Origin of the sequence: Erythrobacter sp. W302b (assembly GCF_046452395.1) — a bacterium.
Lineage (GTDB): Bacteria > Pseudomonadota > Alphaproteobacteria > Sphingomonadales > Sphingomonadaceae > Erythrobacter.
In genome coordinates, this window is sequence record NZ_JBKFDH010000001.1 from 1,713,546 (window position 1) to 1,737,509 (window position 23,964).

Consider the following 23,964-nt stretch of genomic DNA (forward strand, 5'->3'; position numbering starts at 1 on the left):
GCCCCGAGGGGAGCTTGTCAGGTCACAATCGCGGCGATCACCGCCACGGCGAGGCCCCAGACCACCAGCAGGACCGGCAGGATCAGCACCTGAATGCTCGCGTCCTTCGCGGCGAGGCGCCCGGTGTGGGTCTGAATGCCGCGCACCTCGAACTCGCCGAGGGTCTGCGGCGCGCTGGTGTTGCCCGCCAGCCGTGTCCACAGCGCGGGCACGCCGAAACCGGCAATGATGAACACCACGAAAATCGCCATCGGGATCGCCAGCACCGGGTTGGCAAAGGCGCTGCCGACCACCAGCAGAAACCCGAGATAGCCCGCCACGGTCGCACCGTAGAGCGCGGTGGGGAGGCCGAAATTGCGGTCGCCTTCGACTTGGTGGCGGACGGGCGCTTCGACCGGCCCGGCAACAACGCGGGCATCGCCGCGGGCGATCAGGTTGTGGACGATGTGGCTCATGGTGATCCTCCTTGATGTTGGAGGCATGATTAGCGGGCGGCGCAGCGCCTCGCTTTGACCGGGATCAAATCAGCTTTGCCAGCGGGCGAGATCGCTGTGATCCTGCTCGCGCGGTTCGATCCAGTGCCATTCGGAGCCCCCGCCCTCCTTGGCGCGCTTCTCGCGCTTCCAGAACCATGCGGCGCTCTTGAGATGGTCCATGCAGAAATCGACCGCGTCGATCGCGTCGCGGCGGTGGAGCGCGGCGGCGGAGACGCAGACGATCGGCTCCCCGGGGCGCATCTGGCCGACCCGGTGAACCATCAGCAACCCCATCAGCGTGAACCGCTCGAACGCCCGGTCAGCCAGAGCGTGCATCCCCGGCAGGGTCAGCGGCTCGTAATGGGTAAGCTCCAGCGCCTCGACGCCTTCATCACACCGCACCTCGCCCACAAAGGTGCACACCCCACCCAGCCCTTTGTTGGCCTGCGTGAACGGGCCGATCAGCGTGCCGGGCAGGAACATCTGGTCGAGCAGGCGGATGTCGCGCATCAGCCCCCCGATACCGGCGGCAGCAGCGCGATCTCGTCACCCGCGCCGGCCTGCATCTTCAGCTTGTTGGGCAGCAGCGCGCCGTTGATCGCCACGCGGATGCGCGGATCGTCCAGCGCATCTGCCAGAGCAGGCGGGAGCGCGGCCTTGAGCCCCTCCCAATCGAGCGGCTTGGACAGCGGCAGCGGCAGGTCGATGGTCGACGCCATTGCCAGATCGGCGAGCTTGCCGAGCATCACGATGGTGGCCAACTCAGCCCCCCGTCATCGACATATGCCGCGCAGTCGCCGGGGCGGCCCCGCGCTGGTCCATGCGGAAATGGTGCTTTTCGGGCTTGATCCGCAGCGCCTCGTTCAAGGCGGCGGCGAGGTTCTCCTCCGGTGCGTCAGAGCGCAGCGCGGCGCGCAAATCGACCCGTTCGCCCCCGCCGAGGCAAGGGTAAAGCTGGCCGGTGGCCGTCACCCGCAGCCGGTTGCAGCCGGAGCAGAAATTGTTGGTGTGCGGGGTGATGAGGCCCAGCCTGCCCCCGGTCTCGGCCACCTCGACATAGCGGGCCGGGCCGCCGGTCGAAAAGGCCATGTCCTTGAGCGTCCAGCGCTGCGCCAACGCGGCGCGGACATCATCAAGCGGGAGATATTGGTCGAGCCGTTCTTCCTCAACATCGCCCAGCGGCATGACTTCGATTAGTGTCACATCGTGGCCCTGCGCATGGCCCCAGGCGATCAGATCGGGCAATTCGCCTTCGTTGACGCCCTTCAGCGCCACGGCGTTGAGCTTGACCTTGAGCCCCGCCGCCTTGGCCGCCGCGATCCCTTCGAGCACCTGCGGCAGCATGTCGCGCCGGGTGAGTTCGGCAAACTTCGCGCGGTCGAGCGTATCGAGCGAGACATTGACCCGCCGCACCCCTGCCTTGGCCAGCGCCTCGGCATGCTCGGCCAGCTGGGTCCCGTTGGTGGTCAGCGTCAGTTCGGCCAGATCATGCCCCAGCCTGCGGCCCAGCGCGGTGAACAGGTCGATGATGTCCCGCCGCACCAGCGGCTCGCCCCCGGTGATGCGGATCTTGGTGACGCCGCGGGCGATGAAGCCGGTGGCAAGATCGTAAAGCTCCTCAAGGGTGAGCACCTCCTTCTTGGGCAGGAAGGTCATCCGCTCGGGCATGCAATAGGAACACCGAAGGTCGCAGCGGTCTGTCACCGAGAGGCGCAGGTAGGTGATGCGGCGCTGGAAGCTGTCGACAAGCGGCGGCGCGCTGTCCGCCACGTCGCGCAGAACAATCAGATCAGGCTTGCGAGGCGGATGGCGCGGCACATTGTCATTCATGGCACACGAGATACTGCCCTGTCACCCCGGGTGCATCTGACAAAAAGCGTAACGTCGCCGCGCGCGCCTCGCCGTCAGGGCCAGCAACAAGATTGACCCGCTTGGGTGCCGCCTCGCGGGCCAGATCGCGGGCGAGCGCCAGGCGCCAGTCGCGGTGATCGTGCGCGGCGGGCGGCAGGATGATCGCGATCGCTGTGGTCTGCGCCTCCGCCAAGGCTGCACGGGCGCCTTCAAGGTGGAAGGCCATGAACGCGGCTGCCGCGTCGAGCGCGTTGTCGGGTAACCGTCCGACCTCGATCAGCCGCATCATCGGCTCACGCCCCGTGGGCCGCAGGCCGTTCACGATGCAGGGTGATGCCGATCTGTTCCTCCGCTTCGGCAATGGCGAGCTTGACGATCTTGACCGTCACCGCCTCTACCCGCGCGTCCTGCACGAAGAGCGTGGTGCAGATGTGATCCGCCACCGCCTCGATCAGCTTGAAATGCACCCCCTGCGGCAATCCGCCCGAGGCAGCGAACTTCAGGTCCATGTAATTCTTGGACGCATCGAGCGGCGTGTCGGGTTCGTAGCGATCCGCGATCTGGTACCGCGCCGCGATCGAGATGCGCAGCGGCTGCGGCTTGCCGGTCTCTTCGGAATAGATGCCGGTCAGGACATCGACGACGAGATCATTGACTTCAAGGGTGAGGGTATCGCGCATCGCGAGGCCGTTGGCAGGATGGGGGCGCGGTGTCCAGTGTTGCGGCATTCGGACAGGCCCACCCCTGACCCCTTCCGCAAGCGGGAGGGGTCAGGGGTGGGTCCGTCAGGCGTTCGACCACCGCGCGAAGATCGCAGTGGGGAGCAGCCTGCCACCCTCCCCCTCCTCCCGTACGGCGAGGTCGCCATGCTCGATCCGGCCTGGCAGGTGCGACAGTGCCTCTTCCAGCAGACCCGCAATCGCAAGGCTGCTCATCCGAACGGCATAGACGGTGAGGAACAGGAACCGGCTGTCATTATCGAGCAGCCGCGCGCAATCGGTGACGAGCCCGGCGAGGTGTTCCTCCAGCCGCCACACTTCGCCATCCGGCCCGCGCCCGAACTTGGGGGGATCAAGGATGATCCCGTCATAGCGTTTCTGGCGCCGGACCTCACGCGCGGTGAATTTGGCGGCGTCATCGGTCAGCCAGCGGATCGGACGTTCCGCCATGTCCGACAGCAGAGCGTTCTCGCGCGCCTGCGCCACGGATTTCTTCGAGGCATCGACATGGGTGACCTTGCCGTGCCGCGATAGCGCCAACGTGCCAAGGCCGGTATAGCCGAACAGGTTGAGCGTTTCCGCCTCGGTCATGTCGCCCAGCTGTTGGCGCATCCAGTCCCACACCGGCGCCATGTCGGGGAAGAATTGCAGGTGGCGGAAGGGGGTCGGGCGCGCAGTGAAGCGCACCTCGTTCCACGCCAGCGGCCAGCCATCGTCGGGCAGGCGCTCGCGGAATTGCCAGCGGCCGCCGCCATCCTCGTCCGAGCCGGGGATGAACTCGCCTGCTGCGGGCCAGTCGGGTAGTCGCGGGTGCCACATTGCCTGGGGTTCGGGGCGAATGAAGGCGCGCTGGCCAAAGGCCTCCCACTTGCGCCCCAGCCCGCTGTCGAGCAGGCGGTACCCGTCCCACCCGGTGCACTCCATCACCAGCGGTTGCTGAATGAGCTCAGCCATTAGCTGGCGCTGGTCGAGGCCGCGTGGCTCAGCACATGGTCGCGGGTGGTGGCATAATCACCGGCCAGCGCGATGAAGCTCTCTTCCCGACCGAACAGATCGCCGACCCGCGCGGGCAGCGAGGGGCGGACGCCGACGGCGCGCTCGACCGCGTCGGGGAACTTGGCGGGGTGCGCGGTGGCGAGGGTGACGATGGGAACGCCCACCGGCACGCTCGCGGCAACGGCCTGCGCGCAGTGGAGGCCGACGCCGGTGTGCGGGTCGATCACTTGCCCGGCCGAACGATAGGCCCATTGCAGCGCACGGGCGGTCTCGACCTGGTCGGCCCGGGCGCTGGTGAAGAGCGCCGCCGCGCCCTTGGCCTGCGCGTTGGTCAGATGCATCGCCTTGGAGGCTTCAAAGGCGCGCATCTGCTCGGCCATCGCCGCCCCGTCGCGGCCGCCTGCATCGAACAGCAGGCGCTCAAAGTTGGAGGAGACCTGAATATCCATCGACGGCGTGATCGTCGGCGTCACCCCGCCCGCCGAATAATCCCCGCTGGACAGCGCGCGGTGGAGGATGTCGTTGATGTTGGTGGCGACGATCAGTTTCTCGATCGGCAGACCCATCTTCGCCGCGACATAACCCGCGAACACGTCCCCGAAATTGCCGGTCGGCACAGAATAGGCCACCGTCCGGTCAGGCGCGCCGAGTTGCAGCGCGCTGGCGAAGTAATAGACCACCTGCGCCATCAGCCGCGCCCAGTTGATCGAATTGACCGCGCCGAGGTTGAGCGTGGCGGTTACATCCCGATCATTGAACATCCGCTTCACATGCGCCTGCGCATCATCGAAGCTGCCGTCGATGGCGAGGTTGTGGACGTTGGGGCTCAGCACCGTGGTCATCTGGCGGCGCTGCACGTCGCTGACCCGCCCGCTGGGGTGGAGCATGAAGATCTCGACACGCTCCAGCCCGGCCACCGCCTGAATCGCGGCCGAGCCCGTGTCCCCGCTGGTCGCGCCGACAATGGTGAGGCGCTGACCCCGCCGCTCAAGGAAGGTCTCGAACAGCCGGCCCAGCAATTGCAGCGCCACGTCCTTGAAGGCGAGCGTGGGGCCGTGGAACAGTTCGAGCAGCCAGTGCTGCTGATCGAGCTGCACCAATGGCGTGACGGCGGCGTGGCCGAAATCGCCATAGACTGTGTGGCACAGGGCGAGCAGCTCATCCTCGGTCAGGCTGGGCGTGACAAACGGCGCCATGATCCGCGCCGCCAGATCAGGATAGGCGAGGCCGCGCATCGCCCTGATCTCGTCAGCCGAGAAACGCGGCCATTCGGCGGGCACATAGAGGCCACCATCGCTGGCCAGCCCTGCGAGCGTGACCCCTTCGAAATCGAGCGCCGGTGCGCTCCCGCGTGTCGAGACGTATTGCATATGCGAACAGCGCCTAGCTGCGGCGGCGGCGTAATGCCAGCACGTAGATGACCAGCGCGGTCAGGGCGAAGAAGAACCACTGCCCGGCATAGGCAAGGTGGTTGTTGGGCAGGTCGCCCGGATCAGGCTTGGCGAGCGGCTCAAGCCCGGCTTGCGGCGTTTCGGCGACGAGCCGGATGGTGTCGCCATAGTTCGCGATGCGTCCCGTCACCGGGCCGCCGCTCCATTGCGGGGACTCGGGCGAGCGCGACCAGCCGATCGTAACGTCGGCCTCACCCCCGCCTGTGTGGCTGCACCGCGCAATATGCACCCAGCCCGAGCGGCCCGTGGCGGACTTGCCGGAAATCGGATCGGTGCCGCGCACGGCAAGGCAATTGATCGTTGTGCGGCGGAACAGGTCGCGGGTGTAATCGGCAGGAGCGGGCCAAGGCACCAGAGTGTCGTCCTGCAAGGCCGCCTGATACTGCGCAATCAGGGCCTCTTTCTCGGTCTTGCGGCCGAGCTGCCAGATGCCCAGCCCCACCATCGTCAGCACAGCCGCAATCACGACGATGGTCGAGACTATCGGGATACGGCGGGTCATGGCTGCTGGCTCTCTTCGTATTGGTGGTAGACCCACATGGTCTTGTAGAACCTCAGGCCAAAGATCACCGCGCCGACCGTCACCGGGCCCCAGAACATCAATGAGGCCCAGATCGGCGGCCGGAGCCATTCGTCGACGCCAAGAGCAGCCAGAATCAGGACCAGCGCGAGCAGCATGGTCACCACGCCCACGAAGCGCCCGCCGCGTTCCAGGCTGACGATGTCGAGCCCGCAATTCGCGCAGGTCTCAGCCAGTGCCGCGGGCGCGGCGAACAGGGTCTTGGCGCCGCACCGGGGGCACAAACCGGAAAGGGCAGCCGAGACCAATCCCGGCTGCCCCTGCTTTTCCGTCGGACCGGAGTCCGCGTTCATTAGTGGTATTCAGCGCCCCAGCCGCCCCACACGTAGATGGCGACGAACAGGAACAGCCACACCACGTCGACGAAGTGCCAGTACCATGCCGCCGCTTCGAAGCCGAAGTGCTGGCGCGGGGTGAAGTGGCCGAGATAGGCGCGGTAAAGGCACACAGCGAGGAAGATCGTCCCGATCAAGACGTGGAAACCGTGGAACCCGGTCGCCATGTAGAAGGCGCTTGAATAGGTGTTCCCGCCGAAGCCGAAGGGCGCGGCGCTGTATTCATAAGCCTGGATCGAGCTGAACAGCACGCCAAGCGCGATGGTCGCCCAAAGGCCCTGCTTGAGACCCACGCGGTCGCCATGAATCAGCGAGTGATGCGCCCAGGTGACCGTCGTGCCCGAGCACAGCAGGATCAGCGTGTTGAGCAGCGGCAGCGCGAAGGGATCGAGCACTTCCATCCCTTCAGGGATGAAGGCCGCAATCGCGCCCGCTTCGCCGAACAGGCTGGTCGTCGCGCCGGTCGTGTGGTCATAGGCCAGCGGGGTCGGGAACAGCGCGAAGTCGAAGAAGCTCCAGAACCAACCGACGAAGAACATCACTTCGGACGCGATGAACAGGATCATGCCGTAGCGCATGTGCAGCTGCACCACAGGAGTGTGGTCGCCGCGCTGCGCTTCGATGACGATGTTCTTGAACCACATGAAGAAGGTCGCGATCAGACCGGCGAGCCCTGCCCACATCACGATGCTGGCGGACGAGCCGAACAGATCGGGGTGGAAGCTCAGCACCATGCCGCTGGTGAAGGTGAGCGCCGAGAACGAGCCGATCAGCGGCCAGATATCGGGTTCAAGAATGTGGTAATCGTGGTTTGCCTTGCCAGCCATTGGTCGTTCCCGTCCCTGGGTTGTGCTTGAAGGTTCAGTTGGTGCCGGTGGACGCCGGGTTTACCGGGTCCTTGGCGCGGTGAAAAGTGTAGCTGAGCGTGATCTGTTCGACGCCCTGCATGTTCGGATCGTCCAGCATCGCCGGATCTACATAGTAGAGCACCGGCATGGTCACTTCCTGCCCGGGCTGCAATGTCTGCTCGGTAAAGCAGAAGCACTGGATCTTGTTGAAATACTTGCCCGCCTGTTCCGGCGTGACATTGAAGGTCGCCATCCCGGTCACCGGGGTGGAGCCGAGGTTGCGGGCGACATAGGTGGCAATGTCGCGTTCACCGATGGTGACGGTGTCGGTCGGTGCGCTGGGGTGGAAGCTCCACGGCATGTCCGCCGGGACCGACGCGTCGAAGCGGATCGAGATCGTCTGGCCGGTGGCGAGCGTGGCTGCGCGCGCGGCGTCGCTCTCGGTCGCTTGCATTGTGGTCCCGCCGAACCCCGTTACCTGGCAGAACAGGCGATAGAGCGGCACCGAAGCATAGCCCAGCCCCAACATCGCCAGCGCGCCCGCAAACGCCATCAGCCCCACGCGCAGATTGCGGCGAGCGGAATCGTCGGCAACGGGCGGCAGGGTAGCCATCAGCTCTGGCCTCCGATGCGCACGATGGTGATGGCGTAGAACAGCACCACAAAGAAGATCAGCGTGCCCGCTACGACCCAGTTGCGCGCCTTGCGGCGGCGCAGGAACTCGCGCTCTTCTTCGGGCGTCATGCGATCCACCCCAGATAGGCCGCCACGCGGTCTGCCACCAGCGCGGCGAACAGCACGAAGAGATAGACGATCGAGAACTTGAACAGGGTCTTTTCGGGCGTCATGGCGTCAACCTCGGCGCGCATCCGGGTGAACACCGGCATCGCCAGCACTACGAACAGCACCGAAAGCACCACCGCGACCGAGCCGTAGATCCAGCTCGTCCCGCCGATGGCCCAGGGCGCGATGGCGATGGGGGCGAGCAGCACGGTGTATAGCATGATCTGGCGGCGCGTCGGCTTTTCGCCCGCGACCACCGGCAGCATCGGAATGCCGACCTTGGCATAGTCAGACTGCACGAACAGGGCGAGCGCCCAGAAGTGCGGCGGGGTCCAGAAGAAGATAATCGCGAACAGCAGGATCGGCATAGCGGTGATCTCGCCCGTCACCGCAACCCAGCCGATCAGCGGCGGGAAGGCACCCGCGCCGCCGCCGATGACGATGTTCTGCGGCGTGCGCGGCTTCAGCCACATCGTGTAGATCACCGCGTAGTAGATGATCGCACCGAACAGCAGCGACGCCGCCAGCCAGCCGATCGCCACGCCCATCAGGCCAACCGATACCGCCGACAGGAAAATCCCGAAATCGCGCGCATCCTCGCGCCGCATCCGTCCGCCGGGGAGCGGACGGTTCATCGTGCGCCTCATCCCTGCGTCGAGGTCGGCTTCCCACCACATGTTGAGCACTGCCGAGCCGCCCGCGCCCATCGCGATGGCGAGGATCGCGGTGAAGCCCAGCACCGGATGGATCGAGCCCGGCGCCGCCAGCACACCGCAGATCGCGGTGAAGATCACCAGCGTCATCACCCGCGGCTTGGTCAGCGTGAAGAAATCACGCCATTCCGTGGGCATTGTCGCGGCAGTCGTGGGTGCGGTGCTTGCCATTATTCCATCGGTTCCATTGCGAAGGAGCGCGAGACCAAGGCCCGCGCTCCCCCTTGTCCTATGCTCCGGTGAAGGAGCCGATCAGGCCGTCACCGGACGGTGATCGTGGTAGTCATGCGCGTCGGTGATGACCGGCAGCGTTTCGAACTGGTGGTAGGGCGGCGGGCTCGGCAGCGTCCATTCGAGCGTCGTCGCGCCTTCGCCCCAGGGGTTCGCCTCGGCCTTCTTGCCCGCCAGCAGCGAGTAAAGAATGTTGACGAAGAAGAACACCATCGAACCGGCCATGATGTAGTACCCGAGGGTGCTGATCTGGTGCCAGTAGGTGTAGGCCTCGGCATAGTCAGGGTAACGACGCGGCATGCCCTGCATTCCGAGGAAATGCTGCGGGAAGAAGATCACGTTCACGCCGATGAAGAAGGTCCAGAAGTGGATGTGCGACAGCAGCTCGGAGTGCATCCGCCCGCTCATCTTCGGGAACCAGTAGTAGAAGCCGGCGAACATCGAGAACACCGCGCCCATCGACAGCACGTAGTGGAAGTGCGCCACGACGTAGTAGGTGTCGTGCAGGTTGTCGTCGATCCCGCCGTTGGCGAGCACCACGCCGGTCACGCCGCCCACGGTGAACAGGAAGATGAAGCCCATCGACCAGACCATCGGCGACTTGAAGCTGAGGCTGCCGCCCCACATCGTCGCGATCCAGCTGAAAATCTTCACGCCGGTCGGCACGGCGATCACCATGGTGGCGGCGGTGAAGTACATCTTCGTGTTCACGTCGAGGCCGACGGTGTACATGTGGTGCGCCCAGACGATGAAGCCGACGACACCGATCGCAACCATCGCGTAGGCCATGCCGAGATAGCCGAACACCGGCTTCTTCGAGAAGGTGGCGATGATCTGCGAGATCATGCCGAAGCCCGGCAGGATCATGATGTAGACCTCGGGGTGGCCGAAGAACCAGAACAGGTGCTGGTAGAGCACCGGGTCGCCGCCACCAGCCGGGTTGAAGAAGGTGGTGCCGAAGTTGCGGTCGGTCAGCAGCATGGTGATCGCGGCGGCGAGCACCGGCAGCGCCAGCAGCAGCAGGAAGGCAGTGACCAGCACCGACCACACGAACAGCGGCATCTTGTGCAGCGTCATGCCCGGCGCGCGCATGTTGAAGATGGTGGTGATGAAGTTGGTCGCACCCAGGATCGAGCCCGCGCCCGCAAGGTGCAGCGAGAAGATCGCGAAGTCCACCGCGGGGCCGACCGAACCGCTGGTCGACAGCGGCGCATAGACCGTCCAGCCGGTGCCCGCACCCGGGCCTGTGCCGCCAGGCACGAACAGCGAGAACAGCAGCGAGAAGAAGCCCGCCACGGTCAGCCAGAAGGAAACATTGTTCATGCGCGGGAAGGCCATGTCCGGCGCGCCGATCATCAGCGGCACGAACCAGTTGCCAAAGCCGCCGATCATCGCCGGCATGACCATGAAGAACACCATGATCAGGCCGTGCGCGGTGATGAACACGTTCCACATGTGGAGCGCGGTGTTCAGATCATTGCCGCCGCCCATGAACTGGGCCCACCACTGCAGGTACTGGATGCCCGGCTCCTGCAGCTCGACACGCATGATGCCCGAGATGGCACCCCCGACGATCCCCGCGATGATCGCGAAGATCAGGTACATCGTGCCGATGTCCTTGTGGTTGGTCGACATGAACCACCGGGCGAAGAAGCCCGGCTTGTGGTCCGCGTGGTCGTGGGCGTCATGCCCATGCCCGTGATCGTGGTGGGCGTCGAAGCCTTCTGCGGTGGTTGCCATGGTCAGCTACTCTTCTGCTTCTATCTCTTGTTCAGTCTCAGCGGGCCGCAGCCGGAGCGGCGGCGGCAGCATCGGCAGCGGGCGCAGCAGCCGGAGCCGCCGCTTCTTCGCCCGGCATCGAGCCGCCCTGGGCCTTCACCCAAGCGGCGAATTCAGCCGGGGGAAGCGCTTCGATGGCGATCGGCATGTAGGCGTGACGCGCACCGCAAAGCTCGGAACACTGGCCGTAATACACGCCCGGCTCCTCAATGGTCAGCAGCTTTTCGTTGAGGCGGCCCGGAACGGCGTCCATCTTGAACCACAGCGACGGCACGGCAAAGGCGTGGATCACGTCGCTCGCGGTGGTCTGGATGCGCAGCGGCACGCCAGCCGGAACGACCATGCGGTTGTCGACCGCCAGCTGACCGGGCTCACCCCGGCGCACTGCCTCGCCTTCATCAAGCATGTTCGAGATCACCTCGATCTCGCCGTGATCGGGATAGGTGTAGCCCCAGTACCACTGATAACCGGTCGCCTTGATGGTGACCGCGTCGGCAGGCGGGGTTTCATACTGGCGGGCCAGCAGCGTGATGGACGGCACAGCGATGACCACCAGGATGATCACCGGAACAATCGTCCAGATCACTTCGATTGCGGTGTTGTGCGTGGTGCGCGAAGCGACCGGGTTGCGGCGACGGTTGAACCGCACCACCACATAGAGCAGCAGGCCGAGCACCAGCAGGCTGATCGCGGTGATCACCGGCATCAGGATGCCGTCATGCATCCACTGGGCGTACTTGCCGTTTTCGGAATACTGATCCTGGAAGGTCATGCTCTGAAGCGCATCGTCGTCGTAGGACGTCGGCATCCCCTTGCCCTTGGTCGGAGCCATCGGGGTATAGGTGCTTGCCGCTTCGGCGGGCGCAGCGTCAGCGGCCGCGGCTGCCGCAGGGGCTGCTTCGGCCGCCGGGGCCGTCGCTTCAACCGGAGTGGTCGTCGGCGCGTCCTGCGCCGCAACGCTTAGCGGAGCGAACGCCGCGAGCCCGGCAGCGATCGCTGCCAGAATAGCATTTTTCATACGGGTGTGCCTTTGACCCATCACATGTGTCCAAGTGGTTCTAATCTGATCCCATACCGCCCACCACTCAGCCCCCTCGAGACTTGGTGCAGACAGCGTTTGGCCAGCCCAAGGGCCAGCTTCAATCCTGCCCTTAGCCCCGCTTGCCGAGGGCCTCAAGCGCTTCTAGGGAGAAAATTATGCAAGGCTCCATGTCGCCAACGCAAGTCGGCGCTTTCTTTCATGTTTTCTAGGGGGTTCCTCCGTGACGCAAGATGAAGTTCTGGCCGAGTTCCGGGCCTCGGGCGCTCTGCTCGAAGGGCATTTCAAGCTGTCGTCCGGTCGGCATAGCGGCCATTATCTCCAATGCGCCCGGGTGCTGATGAACCCCGCGCGCGCTGCACGTCTGGCTGAAGCGGTTGTGGCGGGCATCCCTGCCGAAGTGCTTTATCAGGTGGATGTTGTCGTCTCCCCGGCGATGGGCGGGATCATCATCGGCCACGAGGTCGGCCGCGCGCTCGGCAAGGACGCGCTGTTCCTCGAACGGCCCGAAGGCGTGTTTCACCTGCGCCGCGGCTTCGCTCTGGCGAAGGGCACCAAGGTGCTTATGGTCGAGGACGTCGTCACCACCGGCCTCTCCAGCCGCGAAGCCATCGCCGCCGTGGCGCGCGAGGGCGGCGAGGTGATCGCCGAATGCGCCATCATCGACCGGTCTTGCGGGTCGGTCGATCTGGGCGTGCCATTCTACCCGCTGCTCGCCATTGATTTCCCGACCTATGACGAAAACGACATCCCCGCGGCGCTGGCTGCCGTAGAAGTGACCAAGCCCGGCAGCCGGAAGGAATAGACCCTGACCCCTTCACACCTCAGACTCGGCGTCAACATCGATCACGTCGCGACCATCAGGAACGCGCGCGGCGGGGATCATCCCGATCCGGTGCGCGCGGCCGAGATCGTAGCGAGCGTCGGCGGTGACGGCATCACCGCGCACCTGCGCGAAGACCGCCGCCATATCCGCGACGAGGACCTCGCCCGCATCCAGGCGGCGACCGATCTGCCGCTGAACCTCGAAATGGCCGCGACGCCCGAAATGCTGGCCATCGCCCTGCGTCACAAGCCCCACGCCGCCTGCATCGTCCCCGAAAAGCGCGAGGAGCGCACCACCGAAGGCGGCCTCGACGCGGCAGGAATGCACAACACCCTTGCCCCGATTGCCGAGGAACTGCGCGCGGCGGGCATTCGTGTGTCGCTGTTCATCGAGGCCGACGAGCGGCAGCTTGACGCTGCGCTGCGTCTCGGCGCGCCGGTGGTGGAGTTTCACACCGGCGAATATGCCCACGCCTTCCTCGATGGCGACCGTGACCGGGTGGAGCGCGAACTTCGCCGCATCACCGACATGGCCGCGCTCGCCGCCAAGAACGGGATCGAACCCCACGCGGGCCACGGCCTCACCTTCGAAAACGTCCAGCCGATTGCCGCGATCCCGCAAATTGCAGAACTCAACATCGGTCACTACCTGATCGGAGAGGCCGTCTTCGTCGGCCTCGAGACTGCGATCCGCCGGATGCGCGAATTGATGGATGAAGTGCGCTGAGCGAGCCTGACCTGCCTGCCCTGACCGGTGAACAGAAGCGCTGGGCCCTTGCGGCCTGCGCGCTGTTCCTGCTGGCAGTCGGCTTTCTCGGCTTTGCGCTCAATGCGCAGGTCATGGTCGTTTTCGCGGTCGGCTGGCTGGCGCTGATGATCTTCGGCTATGTCGGCGCGCTCAAGATGGCGAAGGGCGATTTTGCGCACCCGCTCTTCAAGTCACAGGTGATGCTGCATGTGGTCGCCGTAGGGTTGCTCATCGCCGTTATGATTAGGGCGTTCAAGTGATCAATCCCATTCCCGTCATCCCCGCGCAGGCGGGGATCCAGCCTCTCCGACGCCAGAACAAGCTGGATCGCCGCCTGCGCGGGGATGACAAGGGAAGGAAAACGTCGTGATCATCGGCATGGGCTCCGACCTCTGCAACATCGAACGGATCGCCAATTCGCTCGAGCGCTATGGTGCGCGGTTCGAGAACCGCGTCTTCACCGAAACCGAAATCGCCAAGGCCCGCCGCCGCCCTTTCACCATCGCCGGCACCTACGCCAAGCGCTTCGCCGCCAAGGAGGCCTTCTCCAAGGCGGTCGGCACCGGGTTCAAGCGGGGCGTGTTCATGAAGGACATCGGCGTGGTGAACGCTCCCTCGGGCGCGCCGACGCTGGCGCTCACCGGCGGCGCGGCTTTGCGGCTTGAAGAAATCACGCCGAAAGGCCATGAGGCGCGCATTCACTTAACCCTGACTGACGATCACCCGTGGGCCCAGGCCTTTGTGATCATCGAAGCCATCCCCCTGATCTAGGCCGCTCCCATGGCAACAATCGAAAGCCCGCCCGTGACTGACAGCAGCACCCCGGACAAGGTCAATTGGCTCGCCGAAATCCGAGGGCTCGGGCTGATGCTGCTCGCCGTGCTGGCGTTTCACAGTCTGGTTGCCAAGCCGTTCTACATCCCCTCAACCTCGATGATGCCGAGCCTGTGGGTGGGTGACCGGCTAGTGGTAAGCAAGTATCCCTATGGCTGGTCATGGGCCTCGGCGAGCTTCCACATCCTGCCCCGCGCCAACTGGCGGGTGCTCCCTTCGACGCCGGAGTATGGCGATATCGTGATCCCGGTGCACCCGGATCAGGACATCGACTACATCAAGCGCGTGGTCGCGCTGCCGGGCGATACCATCGAAGTGCGCGGCGGTCAGATCATCCTCAACGGCAAGGCCATCAAGCGCGAAGCGGTGCCGGCGGTGCGACTCCCGTTCGAGCCCGAGCTGATGTGTCAGGATGGCGCGGGTGAGCGCCCCTGCCTTCAGGCCTTCGAAGCCTTCCGCAAGACCGGCCCCGATGGGCGCGACTATTTCGATCCGCCGACCTGGCGCGAAACCCTGCCCAATGGCGCGACCTATCTGACGATCGATTACCGCGATCAGGAGCTCGACAATTACGGGCCGATCACCGTGCCGGAAGACAGCGTGTTCGTAATGGGGGACAACCGCGATCTCTCGGCCGACAGCCGCGCGCTGGCGATTGCCGACGGGCTCGGCGGGCCAGTGCCGATGGCCAATATCGGCGGGCGGGCCGAATTCATCACCTTCAGCCTCGACGGGTCAACCACCTGGAACCCGGCGAGCTGGTTCTCCAGCCTGCGCGGTGACCGGGCGTGGACCACGCTGCGGCCGCCGCTGGCCGAAGGTGCAGCGGCCAAGTGACCTGTGCGACGGTGAACTGAGGCAACAGGAATGGCCCGCAAGTTCCTCTATTTCGTGGCGTTCTGCATCGTGCTGGTGATCGGCGGGCGGATTGCCTACGAATTGTTTCAGGAAGAATTGGCCCAATTCGCGCTGGTGCCTTCGGCGGAGTTCACGCCGGTCCCACCGCTTCAGGCCAATGCCTATGAAGACCCCACGCTGTGGTTCTCGCGCCCCGGGATCGGTGTGAGCGACCCGGCACGCTGGCAGCCTGCGTGGGACGGTGACGCCGGACCGAAGCCGACGCTCACCCAGACCGCGAGGCCCTTCGCGGTCTTCTTCGTGCATCCGACCAGCTATCTCAACCGCACGCGTTGGAACGCCCCGCTCGAAAATGGTGGCGATCCCGAGGCTGAGCGGATCGCGCGGGTCTATCTGCGCGGCATGGCCAGCCCGTTCAACGCCGCGACCGAAATCTGGGCGCCGCGCTACCGGCAGGCGACCATGGGTGCCTTCCTGACCGATGCGCCCCAAGGCCAGCAGGCGATCGAGGCCGCCTATGCCGACGTGCGCGAGGCGTACCGCTTTTTCCTCTCCAGCGTAGACCCGGCCACGCCGATCGTGCTGGCAGGCCATTCGCAGGGCGCGCTGCATTTGAAGCGGCTGCTCGCCGAAGAGGTCAAGGGATCGCCTGAGGCAGCGCGGCTGGTGGCGGCCTATCTGATCGGCTGGCCGGTTTCGATGGCCCATGATCTGCCGGTCATCGGCTTTCCCGCGTGCGCCGCACCGGGCCAGACCGGGTGCATCATCAGCTGGTCGAGCTTTGCCGAGCCGGCCGATCCGGCGGCGGTGCTGAACGCTTATGGCAGTATGCTGGCGCTTGATGGCAAGGCGCCCGGCACGGATCCGATGCTGTGCTCCAATCCCCTGACCGGCCGGATCGGCGGCACCGCCCCGGCCAGCGCCAATCTCGGCACGCTGGTGCCCGAAGACAGCATGGAAAAGGGCGAATTGCGCCTCGGCTTCGTCCCCGCCTCGTGCGATCCGCGCGGGTTGCTGCTGATCGGCCCGCCGCCCGAAATGGGTTCCTATGTGCTGCCGGGGAACAACTACCACGTCTACGATCTGCCGCTGTTCTGGGCGAACACCAAGGCCGATGTGAACAACCGGGCGAATGCGTGGAAACCGCAGGGCTGATCTTCGAGGACGCGCGCGGCTTTGCCGATGCTGTCGGAGAGAGCGGCGGGGTGCTGCTCGGGCTTGACCTCGGGACCAAGACCTTGGGCACGGCGACCTGCGATGCCGGATGGCGCTTCGCGACCAACGGCACCACGATCCAGCGCGGCAAATGGGGGCGTGATCGCGAGACGCTCACCACCTTGATCAGGGCGCGGGCCATCAAGGGGATCGTGCTCGGCCTCCCGCGCAATATGGACGGCAGCGAAGGCCCGCGCGCGCAGGCCTCGCGCGCCTATGCCCGCAATTGCGCCGAAGCTTTCGGCCTGCCGCTGTTGCTGTGGGACGAACGCTGGTCGACTCAGGCTGCCGAGGCCGCGATGATCGGGCAGGACATGAGCCGCGCCAAACGCGCCGCCGCAATCGACAGCCATGCCGCTGCGGTGATCCTGCAAGGCGCGATTGATCGGCTGGCGGGGGGCGTGCTTTAGGTGGTCGAGGACGGGATCGGCGAGCTGATCGGCGATGCGGCCGAGGTGGCGATCGAGACGCTCGGCGACATCGGCTCAGCGGCAGACAGCGGGCGGCGAAGGCGGCGGGGCTGCTCGCGGTTGGTTCTGATCGTGATGGTGGTGGCGCTGATCGTCGGTGCGGTGATGGTCGTAACCCAATCCTGACGCCTCACATTGTCGCACCCGAGCAGAGGGGGATGACAATCTACGATACGCTTGCGCGCCCCACGCCCCAGCCCCTATGCACCCCGCCATGACCACGCCCCCTGCCCGGTTTGACGCCCGCGAAGCCTCGCGCTGGTTTTTCCGCCACGGCCATACCGGTTGGCTCGGCCTCAAGTTCGCCGATCAGGGCGACAACTGGGTCGAGCTGGAACTGCCCTGGCGCGAGGATTTGCTGGGCGATGCCAGCCGCCTTGTGCTGGCCTCCGGCCCGATCATCAGCCTGATGGACATGGCCAGCGGCATGGCGATCTGGCAGGCGAGCGGCAGCTTCAATCCGGTCGCGACGCTCGATCTCAGAGTCGATTATCAGCGCCCCGCGCGCGAACGGGCGAGCGTGCGCGGACGGGTGGAATGCTATCGCCGGACCCGCTCGGCGGCGTTCGTGCGCGGGATCGCCCATGATGGCAACCCGGACGATCCGGTCGCCCATGTCGCGGGCGTGTTCATGACGATTGCGGCTGACCCGCGCGAAGCCAACCCGGCGCTGAAAGGCGGCGATCATGGCTGACGCGCTGGAACTGCCCGCCTATGCCCGCTCCTTGGGGATCGTGACGACCGGCGAGGTTGACGGCGGGATGCCCGTCCTGTCGGTCGAGTTCGGGTCGATGGTCGAGGGCCGCCCGCAGCATTTCCACGGTGGGGCGACCGCCGGGCTGCTGGAGGCGGCGGGCTACGCGGCGCTCGGCGCGGCGTTACGGGCGGCGGGGCGCGATCCGCAGCTGAAGCCGATCAACATCACCGTGCAATACCTCGCCGCGGGCAAATCCCGGGCCAGTTTCGCGGTCGGCCGCATCACCCGGTTGGGGCGGCGCAATGCCAATGTCACCGTCGAGGCGTGGCAGGATGACCGGTCCCGCCCGATTGCCACGGCCGTAATGAATATCCTGATGGTCTAAGGCGGGGGCTGCCCCGGTGAGGGCGACGCCGAGGGCTGCACCACCACCCCGCCCTCGTTCAACCGGACTTCCACCGGCACGCCGTCCTGCCGGATGGTGACGCCGCCCTCCTCGATCCGCAGGCTGGTGCCGTCCTGACCCAAGGGGATTTCCTCGCCCTCCAGCACGTCGAGCGGCTGGACCGGCCCTTCGGGATCGGGTGTGTCTGCGGTTTGGGGCTGGGGTGCCGCTTCCACCTTCAAAGCGCCGCGCATGAAATCGCGCCAAATGCGAGCGGGCGTGCTGCCGCCGGTGACACCGTTGAGCGGCGTGTTGTCGTCATTGCCAACCCACACGCCGACCACGAGATCGCCCGCATAACCCACGAACAACGCGTCGCGATAATCCTGCGTCGTGCCGGTCTTGCCGAAATTGGCGACCGGCAGCACCGCATTGCGCCCGGTGCCGCGATTGATCGCGGCGCGCAGCATTCCTTCAAGGTCTTCGTGGGTGTCCGACGACATCGAATCCTTGGGGGTCGTCAACCATTCCCACCACCCCTGCTCACCACGCGCGAAGGCGTGCGGTTCGACCGGATAGTCGTTGGCTGCAATCCCGGCATAGGCCGCGGTCAGCTCCATCAGCGTCATCGATGAGGTGCCGAGCGCCAGGCTGGGATCGCCCTCGGTCATGGGCGCGGTAATGCCGAGCTTGCGCGCGGTGCGGATCACCTTGTCGCTGCCCACCGCCTGAAACAGGCGCACGGCGGCGACGTTGCTTGATTGAGCAAAGGCGTTTTCGAGCGTGATCTGGTCGGAATACTGCTCGCGCGCATTCTTGGGGCGATAACTGCCTTGGGTAATCGGCGTGTTGGGGATGGTATCATCCGGCTCCCACCCGGCCTCCAGCGCGGTCAGATAGACGATGGTCTTGAAGGTGGATCCGGGCTGGCGGCGGGCCTGCGTTACCCGGTTGAAGGGCGACTTGGCGTAATCGCGCCCGCCGACCATCGCCACGACCTCCCCATTGCGCCGCATCGCCACCAGCGCGACCTGCGCCCTGCCCAGAGGCGCGCGCGCGACGATGCGGTTCGCCAGCGCCTGAAGCCGGGAATCGAGCGTGGTGGTGAGCACCTGCTGCGAGTAACTCGCGTCCATCCCCTCACGCGCCAGCGGCAATGCCCAGTCCGCGAAATAGGTGCCGGTCGGCAGGTTATCGTCGCGCTTGCGCACATCGACGCGCGGATCGGGCAGTGCGGCGGCTTCGGCGGGGGTCAGATAGCCGACATCGACCATCGACTGGATCACCAGCTCCATCCGCGCCTTGGCCTTGTCGTAATGCTTGGTCGGCGCATAGCGCGAGGGCGCCTGCAACAGGCCCGCCAGCATCGCCGCCTGTTCGGGGCGCAGCTTTTCAGGCTGGCGGTAGAAATAGTGCAGGCTTGCCGCGCGCAGGCCATACTGATTGTCGCCGAAATAGGCGTTGGAGAGGTAGCGTTCGAGGATCTCGTCCTTGGTCAGCCAGCTTTCCAGCCACACCGCGATCAGGGCCTCGCGCGCTTTGCGGGTGAGCGATTGTTCAGGCGTGAGGAAGGTGAACTTGGCGAGCTGCTGGGTTATCGTCGAGCCGCCGCCGTATCCCGTCCACGCCGCTCGGGCGATTCCGCGCGGGTCGATTCCCCAATGCGAATAGAACCGCCGGTCCTCGATCGCGAGGAAGGCCTGGGTGACATGCGGCGGCAGATCGGCAACCTTGACCGGCGCTTCGACCACCGCGCCTTGACGGGCGATGGGCGTGCCGTCGCTGGCGAGCAGGGTGACTTGCGGCGGGGCGATGGGCTCAAGGCTTTTGGACAGCGGCGCAGTGATGGTCAGCCAGCCGATCAGCAGTGCGAGCACCGCCATCGCCCCCATGATACTGCGTCCGGTCCACCACCATTTCGACCGCGCGCGCCAGTAATCGCGCTGCCACCAGCGCAGGTGGCGCTTTTCCTCGACGACGAGCGCCTCATCAATGCTGGCGAGCTTCGCGTCCCATTCATCGAATGAAGGCGCAGCGGAAGCGCGCGGGCGCGGTCTATCAGTCTCATCGTCGTCCAGGGGACGGGTCGATTCGTATAGCGGGAAGAACCCCGCAGGCGTGCCATCCCCTTCGGGAGCGCCGGAGCGTGAGCCTTTCCAGAATCGGTCGAACAGCGCCATGGTAACTGCTGTGTTACCAGCCTAGGACACTGACCTGCAAGCGGCTTGCTTAGCGCTTCTTCGCGGCGCCTTCGGGCAGGTCTTCGCCAAACACGCGCTGGTAGTATTCGGCCACCAGCGTGCGCTCCGCCTCGTCGCACTTGTTGAGGAAGCTGAGGCGGAAGGCGAAGCCCACCGACTTGAAGATCGCCGCATTCTGCGCCCAGGTGATGACCGTCCGCGGGCTCATCACGGTCGAGATATCGCCATTGATAAAGCCCTGACGGGTCAGTTCGGCCACCTTGACCATGTCGGCGATCAGCTTGTCATCGGTCGCCGGGGTCTTGGACTTGACGATCTGCTGTTCGACCTCGGGTGCAAGGTAGTTGAGCGCCACGACGATGTTCCAGCGGTCCATCTGCGCCTGATTGATCGCCTGCGTGCCGTGATACAGGCCCGAGGTGTCGCCGAGGCCGACGGTGTTGGTCGTGGCGAACAGGCGGAACCACGGATTGGGCGTGATCACGCGGTTCTGATCGAGCAGGGTCAGGCGGCCATCGAATTCGAGGATGCGCTGGATCACGAACATCACGTCCGGGCGGCCCGCGTCATATTCGTCGAAGGTCAGCGCCACCGGGTGCTGGAGCGCCCAGGGCAGGATGCCCTCCTTGAACTCGGTGACCTGCAACCCGTCCTTGAGCACGATTGCATCGCGTCCGATCAGATCGATACGGCTGATATGCGCGTCGAGGTTCACCCGGATGCTCGGCCAGTTGAGGCGCGCGGCGACCTGTTCGATGTGCGTCGATTTGCCGGTGCCGTGGTAGCCCTGCACCATCACGCGGCGGTTGTGCGCAAAGCCTGCGAGGATCGCCAAGGTGGTGTCGGGATCGAACACATAGGCGCTGTCCGTGTCAGGCACGTGCTCTTCGGCGTGGCTGAACGCGGGAACCTGCCAATCGATATCAATGCCGAACGTCTCGCGGACGTCGACCGTGGTGTCGGGCTGGCTGGGCATGGCGCTATCGCCGGTGACATTGGTTCTGGAGGGTGCAGTCATCGTGGGCTTCGGTTAGAGCGCAAGTCGCTTGGCCGCAAGCAGTGGTTTGCAGCAAATCGCTGGCAATTTGGCGAGTTCGTTTCCATCGCACCCGCCGCACGCTTATATGGTGGCTATGCCCGATCCCGTCGAATCGCTGCGCCGCAAACTGGTCTCTCAGGTGCGCGGCGTGTTTCACGATGCGAGCGCGGGACAGACGCCGACCCCGCCGTCCGATGAAGCGCTGTTCGAACGCGATACGCCGATCCGGCAGGTGCACGCCGATCTTGTCGGGATGATGACCGGCGGAGTGCGCGCGCTGCTGCTTCAGATGCTGCACCCCCATGCGCTGCAAGGCGTGCTCGATCACTCCAACTTCCGCGAGGATATGCACGGGCGGCTGCGGCGCACGGCGCGGTTCATCGCGGTGACGACCTTTGGCCACCATGAGGAGGCGATGAAGGCGATCGACCGAGTCAACCGCATCCATGCCAAGGTTGGCGGGACGCTGCCTGATGGTTCGCGCTACGAGGCGACCAATCCGCGAACCCTCGCCTGGGTCCATGTCACCGAAGCGCAGAGCTTCCTTGCCGGCTACCTGCGGCATGTGCGCCCCCATATGCCGGGCGCCGAGCAGGATGAATATTACCGCCAGTTCGCCGTCATTGCCCGCGCGCTGGGCGCCGATCCGGTGCCTGAGACCCGCGCCGAGGCCGAGGCGATCTTCCGCGAATTGCGCCATGATCTCAGCGCCTCGCCCGCCGCCCGCGAGGTGGCGCAGCTGGTGCTCAGCCAGCGCCCGCAAGGCACGCCGCAGGCGGTGCAGACCATGGTCACCGCCGATGCGGTCGCGATGCTGCCCGATTGGGCACGGCAGATGCTGCGACTGCAACGCCCGGTGCTGACCGCCCTGCCCGCGCGTGCGGCAACATGGGGCATGGGCCGGACGATCCGCTGGGCCTTCCGCCAAAATTGATACGCACGCGTGTTTTCCCCCTGCTACAAGCGCGGATGGGAGGAGATGCATCATGTACGTTCAGGGATTCGTGCTCGCCGTGCCGGAGGGCAACAAAGACGCTTACCGCGAGGTAGCCGAGAAGTTCTGGGACATCGTCAAGGACTATGGTTGCCTGTCACAGATCGAATGCTGGGAGGCCGACATCAAGTACGGCACCACCACCGATTTCCGCATGGCCGTGAAGGCCGAGCCCGGCGAGAAGATCGTCTTCTCATGGACCACCTGGCCCGACCGCGCCACCGCCGAGGCCAGCCACGAAAAGCTGATGGCAGACCCGCGCATGGCCGAGCAGTTCGGCAATCCCGATGGCAGCGACATGCCTTTCGATGGCAAGCGGATGATCTTCGGCGGGTTCGAGCCCATGTTCGTCGGGGAGGCCTGAGCCGTGGCCGAATTCACCTTCTACACCGTCGCCATGAGCCGCGGTCAGATTGCCCGCTGGGCGCTGCACGAGGCCGGCGCGGATTACGAGCATGTGGTGTTCGATTGGGCGACCCGGCCGGAGACGTTCAAAGACATCAATCCGATGAACAAGGTGCCCGCACTGGTGCACCACACGCAAGGCCGCGACCACGTCGTCACCGAATGCGCGGCGATCAATCACTATCTGGCCGAAACCCACCCGCAGGCCGGTCTACTGCCCGACGCGCACGAGAAAGCCGCCTATTTCCGCTGGCTGTTCTTCGCCGCCGGACCGCTGGAGCAGGCGATCATGGCCCGCGCGCTCGGCTGGGAGGTGCCTGAGGGCAAGAGCGGCACGGCAGGCTTCGGCAGCCTCGAGCTGACGCTCGACGCGCTCGACAGCTGGCTTTCGGCGAATGATTTTGTCGCGGGCAACCGCTTCACCATGGCCGATACCTATGTCGGCAGCCAGTTCGTGTGGGGCCTGCGCTTCGGCTCGATCCCCGAACGCCCGTCGTTCCGCGCCTACGTCGAGCGCATCACCCAGCGCCCCGCCTATGCCGCGGCCAATGCCATCGACGCTGCGATCATCAAGGCAGCGCAGGGGACAGGGCAATGAGCGAGCTTTCCGTCACCCGCTTCATCGCCGCGCCGCCCGCAGTGGTGTGGGACACAATGGTCAATCGCATGAACGAATGGTGGTGCCCCCGCCCGTGGCGCGCCGAGGTGGTCGAACAGGATCGCAGACCGGGCGGCCGCAGCGCGATGGTCATGTACGGCCCCGAAGGCGAGGAAATGCCGCAGGAGGGCATCTTTCTTGCCTGGGAGGAAGGCCGGATGTTCGCCGTCACCGATGCGATCACCGCCGATCTCCAGCCTTCCGGCCCCTTCATGATCGGGATCTGGGACGTCGCGCCCGAGGGCGAGGGCACCCGCTACACCGCGCGCGCGCGGCACTGGTCGGACGAGGCGCGCGAGCAGCACGAGGCAATGGGCTTCACTCAGGGCTGGGATGCGGCAGCCGCGCAGCTTGCGGAGCTGTGCGAGGCGCAGGCTGCCGAGGCATGAAGGTGCGTCCCGCCACGGCGGACGACGTGCCGCAATGGGCAGCGATGCGCGCGCAGCTCTGGCCTGACGATGACGCGGCGGCCCACTCCGAGGACATCGCCGAGACCTTCCTTTCCGGCGATCCCGATCAGGTCGCCTTTGTGGCCGAAGGCGCGAACGGCGCGCTGCTCGGCTTTGTCGAGGCCAGCATCCGGTGCGACTATGTCGACGGGTGCGACACTTCGCCCGTGGCTTTCGGAGAGGGAGCCTTCATCCTCCCCGAATGGCGGGGCACCGGCGTGGGCCGCGCGCTGGTCGAGGCGGTGGCGGAATGGGGCCGCGCCAAGGGCTGCACCGAGCTTGCCTCCAACGCCCTGCTGGAGAACACCGCCAGCCACGCGTTTCACGAAGCAGTCGGCTTCGAAGAAACTGAACGCGTGGTGTTCTTCCGCCGGATGTTGTGAAG

Annotated in this window: 33 protein-coding genes; 15 read left to right on the forward strand and 18 right to left on the reverse strand. The window is 65.6% G+C overall.

Features of this window, described 5'->3' with window-relative positions:
* Window positions 1-17: 17 nt before the first annotated feature.
* The 16 genes from ACLBKT_RS08325 to coxB all read right to left on the reverse strand — a co-directional run bounded on the left by ACLBKT_RS08325 (window position 18) and on the right by coxB (window position 11,780).
* Window positions 18-455: a hypothetical protein gene (locus tag ACLBKT_RS08325; RefSeq protein ID WP_410182459.1), complete on the reverse strand. Its 438-nt coding sequence runs from the start codon at window positions 453-455 to the stop codon at window positions 18-20.
* Window positions 456-524: 69 nt separating this feature from the next.
* Window positions 525-986: a molybdenum cofactor biosynthesis protein MoaE gene (locus ACLBKT_RS08330; protein ID WP_410182460.1), complete on the reverse strand. Its 462-nt coding sequence runs from the start codon at window positions 984-986 to the stop codon at window positions 525-527.
* Window positions 986-1,237: a MoaD/ThiS family protein gene (locus tag ACLBKT_RS08335; protein ID WP_410182461.1), complete on the reverse strand. Its 252-nt coding sequence runs from the start codon at window positions 1,235-1,237 to the stop codon at window positions 986-988. Before ACLBKT_RS08335 ends, ACLBKT_RS08330 begins: the two co-directional genes overlap by 1 nt.
* A 1-nt stretch (window position 1,238) precedes the next feature.
* The gene (moaA, locus tag ACLBKT_RS08340) at window positions 1,239-2,306 is read right to left on the reverse strand and encodes a GTP 3',8-cyclase MoaA (protein ID WP_410182462.1); all 1,068 of its coding nucleotides are present in this window, start codon (window positions 2,304-2,306) and stop codon (window positions 1,239-1,241) included.
* Window positions 2,299-2,616: a Rossmann fold domain-containing protein gene (locus ACLBKT_RS08345; RefSeq protein ID WP_410182463.1), complete on the reverse strand. Its 318-nt coding sequence runs from the start codon at window positions 2,614-2,616 to the stop codon at window positions 2,299-2,301. Before ACLBKT_RS08345 ends, moaA begins: the two co-directional genes overlap by 8 nt.
* Before the next feature lie 4 nt (window positions 2,617-2,620).
* The gene (locus tag ACLBKT_RS08350; protein WP_410183668.1) at window positions 2,621-3,007 is read right to left on the reverse strand and encodes a dihydroneopterin aldolase; all 387 of its coding nucleotides are present in this window, start codon (window positions 3,005-3,007) and stop codon (window positions 2,621-2,623) included.
* A 105-nt stretch (window positions 3,008-3,112) separates the two neighbouring features.
* Entirely contained in the window at window positions 3,113-4,000 is an 888-nt protein-coding gene (locus tag ACLBKT_RS08355) for a class I SAM-dependent methyltransferase (protein ID WP_410182464.1), read from the reverse strand.
* Window positions 4,000-5,412 (reverse strand): threonine synthase, encoded by a 1,413-nt coding sequence (gene thrC / locus ACLBKT_RS08360; RefSeq protein WP_410182465.1) that lies wholly within the window; start codon window positions 5,410-5,412, stop codon window positions 4,000-4,002. Before thrC ends, ACLBKT_RS08355 begins: the two co-directional genes overlap by 1 nt.
* A 13-nt stretch (window positions 5,413-5,425) precedes the next feature.
* Complete coding sequence (locus ACLBKT_RS08365; RefSeq protein ID WP_410182466.1) at window positions 5,426-5,995, reverse strand: SURF1 family protein; 570 nt, start codon at window positions 5,993-5,995, stop codon at window positions 5,426-5,428.
* Window positions 5,992-6,366: a DUF983 domain-containing protein gene (locus tag ACLBKT_RS08370; RefSeq protein ID WP_410182467.1), complete on the reverse strand. Its 375-nt coding sequence runs from the start codon at window positions 6,364-6,366 to the stop codon at window positions 5,992-5,994. Before ACLBKT_RS08370 ends, ACLBKT_RS08365 begins: the two co-directional genes overlap by 4 nt.
* Window positions 6,366-7,235: a cytochrome c oxidase subunit 3 gene (locus ACLBKT_RS08375; RefSeq protein WP_410182468.1), complete on the reverse strand. Its 870-nt coding sequence runs from the start codon at window positions 7,233-7,235 to the stop codon at window positions 6,366-6,368. The genes ACLBKT_RS08370 and ACLBKT_RS08375 overlap by 1 nt, the downstream gene beginning before the upstream one ends.
* A gap of 34 nt (window positions 7,236-7,269) precedes the next feature.
* On the reverse strand, window positions 7,270-7,869 hold the full coding sequence (locus ACLBKT_RS08380) for a cytochrome c oxidase assembly protein (RefSeq protein ID WP_410182469.1): 600 nt from the start codon (window positions 7,867-7,869) through the stop codon (window positions 7,270-7,272).
* Window positions 7,869-8,000 carry a hypothetical protein gene (locus ACLBKT_RS08385; protein WP_286165987.1) on the reverse strand — a complete coding sequence of 44 codons (132 nt, stop codon included), beginning with the start codon at window positions 7,998-8,000 and terminating at the stop codon, window positions 7,869-7,871. The genes ACLBKT_RS08380 and ACLBKT_RS08385 overlap by 1 nt, the downstream gene beginning before the upstream one ends.
* Window positions 7,997-8,923 (reverse strand): heme o synthase, encoded by a 927-nt coding sequence (locus ACLBKT_RS08390; RefSeq protein ID WP_410182470.1) that lies wholly within the window; start codon window positions 8,921-8,923, stop codon window positions 7,997-7,999. The genes ACLBKT_RS08385 and ACLBKT_RS08390 overlap by 4 nt, the downstream gene beginning before the upstream one ends.
* A gap of 81 nt (window positions 8,924-9,004) precedes the next feature.
* Window positions 9,005-10,723, reverse strand: coding sequence for a cytochrome c oxidase subunit I (gene ctaD, locus ACLBKT_RS08395; RefSeq protein ID WP_410182471.1), 1,719 nt, complete (start codon window positions 10,721-10,723; stop codon window positions 9,005-9,007).
* A gap of 37 nt (window positions 10,724-10,760) precedes the next feature.
* Entirely contained in the window at window positions 10,761-11,780 is a 1,020-nt protein-coding gene (gene coxB, locus ACLBKT_RS08400; RefSeq protein ID WP_410182472.1) for a cytochrome c oxidase subunit II, read from the reverse strand.
* A 244-nt stretch (window positions 11,781-12,024) separates the two neighbouring features.
* On the opposite strand from coxB, the gene pyrE reads away from it, so the two are divergent.
* The 10 genes from pyrE to ACLBKT_RS08450 all read left to right on the forward strand — a co-directional run bounded on the left by pyrE (window position 12,025) and on the right by ACLBKT_RS08450 (window position 17,833).
* Window positions 12,025-12,606 carry an orotate phosphoribosyltransferase gene (gene pyrE / locus ACLBKT_RS08405; protein ID WP_410182473.1) on the forward strand — a complete coding sequence of 194 codons (582 nt, stop codon included), beginning with the start codon at window positions 12,025-12,027 and terminating at the stop codon, window positions 12,604-12,606.
* 3 nt (window positions 12,607-12,609) lie between these two features.
* Window positions 12,610-13,353 (forward strand): pyridoxine 5'-phosphate synthase, encoded by a 744-nt coding sequence (locus ACLBKT_RS08410; protein WP_410183669.1) that lies wholly within the window; start codon window positions 12,610-12,612, stop codon window positions 13,351-13,353.
* A gap of 113 nt (window positions 13,354-13,466) precedes the next feature.
* Complete coding sequence (locus ACLBKT_RS08415) at window positions 13,467-13,634, forward strand: hypothetical protein (RefSeq protein ID WP_410182474.1); 168 nt, start codon at window positions 13,467-13,469, stop codon at window positions 13,632-13,634.
* Window positions 13,635-13,740: 106 nt separating this feature from the next.
* On the forward strand, window positions 13,741-14,145 hold the full coding sequence (gene acpS, locus ACLBKT_RS08420) for a holo-ACP synthase (RefSeq protein WP_410182475.1): 405 nt from the start codon (window positions 13,741-13,743) through the stop codon (window positions 14,143-14,145).
* Between the two features lie 9 nt (window positions 14,146-14,154).
* A complete protein-coding gene (lepB, locus tag ACLBKT_RS08425; protein ID WP_410182476.1) occupies window positions 14,155-15,045 on the forward strand; it encodes a signal peptidase I in 891 nt (296 codons plus the stop codon).
* Window positions 15,046-15,075: 30 nt separating this feature from the next.
* Complete coding sequence (locus ACLBKT_RS08430) at window positions 15,076-16,221, forward strand: DUF3089 domain-containing protein (protein WP_410182477.1); 1,146 nt, start codon at window positions 15,076-15,078, stop codon at window positions 16,219-16,221.
* Window positions 16,203-16,691 carry a Holliday junction resolvase RuvX gene (gene ruvX, locus ACLBKT_RS08435; protein WP_410182478.1) on the forward strand — a complete coding sequence of 163 codons (489 nt, stop codon included), beginning with the start codon at window positions 16,203-16,205 and terminating at the stop codon, window positions 16,689-16,691. Before ACLBKT_RS08430 ends, ruvX begins: the two co-directional genes overlap by 19 nt.
* On the forward strand, window positions 16,692-16,877 hold the full coding sequence (locus ACLBKT_RS08440; protein ID WP_410182479.1) for a hypothetical protein: 186 nt from the start codon (window positions 16,692-16,694) through the stop codon (window positions 16,875-16,877). It begins immediately after the preceding gene.
* An 88-nt stretch (window positions 16,878-16,965) separates the two neighbouring features.
* Window positions 16,966-17,445: a PaaI family thioesterase gene (locus ACLBKT_RS08445; RefSeq protein ID WP_410182480.1), complete on the forward strand. Its 480-nt coding sequence runs from the start codon at window positions 16,966-16,968 to the stop codon at window positions 17,443-17,445.
* Window positions 17,438-17,833: a PaaI family thioesterase gene (locus ACLBKT_RS08450; protein WP_410182481.1), complete on the forward strand. Its 396-nt coding sequence runs from the start codon at window positions 17,438-17,440 to the stop codon at window positions 17,831-17,833. Before ACLBKT_RS08445 ends, ACLBKT_RS08450 begins: the two co-directional genes overlap by 8 nt.
* Here the strand turns inward: ACLBKT_RS08450 and ACLBKT_RS08455 are convergent.
* Together ACLBKT_RS08455 and cobS are read right to left on the reverse strand one after the other, a co-directional pair.
* Window positions 17,830-20,013: a transglycosylase domain-containing protein gene (locus ACLBKT_RS08455; protein WP_410182482.1), complete on the reverse strand. Its 2,184-nt coding sequence runs from the start codon at window positions 20,011-20,013 to the stop codon at window positions 17,830-17,832. The genes ACLBKT_RS08450 and ACLBKT_RS08455 overlap by 4 nt on opposite strands.
* 49 nt (window positions 20,014-20,062) lie before the next feature.
* Complete coding sequence (gene cobS / locus ACLBKT_RS08460) at window positions 20,063-21,052, reverse strand: cobaltochelatase subunit CobS (RefSeq protein WP_410182483.1); 990 nt, start codon at window positions 21,050-21,052, stop codon at window positions 20,063-20,065.
* Between the two features lie 115 nt (window positions 21,053-21,167).
* Between cobS and ACLBKT_RS08465 the strand changes: the two genes are divergently transcribed.
* From ACLBKT_RS08465 to aac(6'), 5 genes are read left to right on the forward strand one after another with little or no spacing between them, the layout of a single operon-like run.
* Window positions 21,168-22,007: an oxygenase MpaB family protein gene (locus ACLBKT_RS08465; RefSeq protein WP_410182484.1), complete on the forward strand. Its 840-nt coding sequence runs from the start codon at window positions 21,168-21,170 to the stop codon at window positions 22,005-22,007.
* A 52-nt stretch (window positions 22,008-22,059) separates the two neighbouring features.
* Entirely contained in the window at window positions 22,060-22,431 is a 372-nt protein-coding gene (locus ACLBKT_RS08470) for a DUF1428 domain-containing protein (RefSeq protein WP_410182485.1), read from the forward strand.
* Between the two features lie 3 nt (window positions 22,432-22,434).
* A complete protein-coding gene (locus ACLBKT_RS08475) occupies window positions 22,435-23,070 on the forward strand; it encodes a glutathione S-transferase family protein (protein WP_410182486.1) in 636 nt (211 codons plus the stop codon).
* On the forward strand, window positions 23,067-23,519 hold the full coding sequence (locus ACLBKT_RS08480) for an SRPBCC domain-containing protein (protein WP_410182487.1): 453 nt from the start codon (window positions 23,067-23,069) through the stop codon (window positions 23,517-23,519). The genes ACLBKT_RS08475 and ACLBKT_RS08480 overlap by 4 nt, the downstream gene beginning before the upstream one ends.
* Window positions 23,516-23,962: an aminoglycoside 6'-N-acetyltransferase gene (aac(6'), locus tag ACLBKT_RS08485; protein WP_410182488.1), complete on the forward strand. Its 447-nt coding sequence runs from the start codon at window positions 23,516-23,518 to the stop codon at window positions 23,960-23,962. The genes ACLBKT_RS08480 and aac(6') overlap by 4 nt, the downstream gene beginning before the upstream one ends.
* Window positions 23,963-23,964 lie beyond the last annotated feature (2 nt).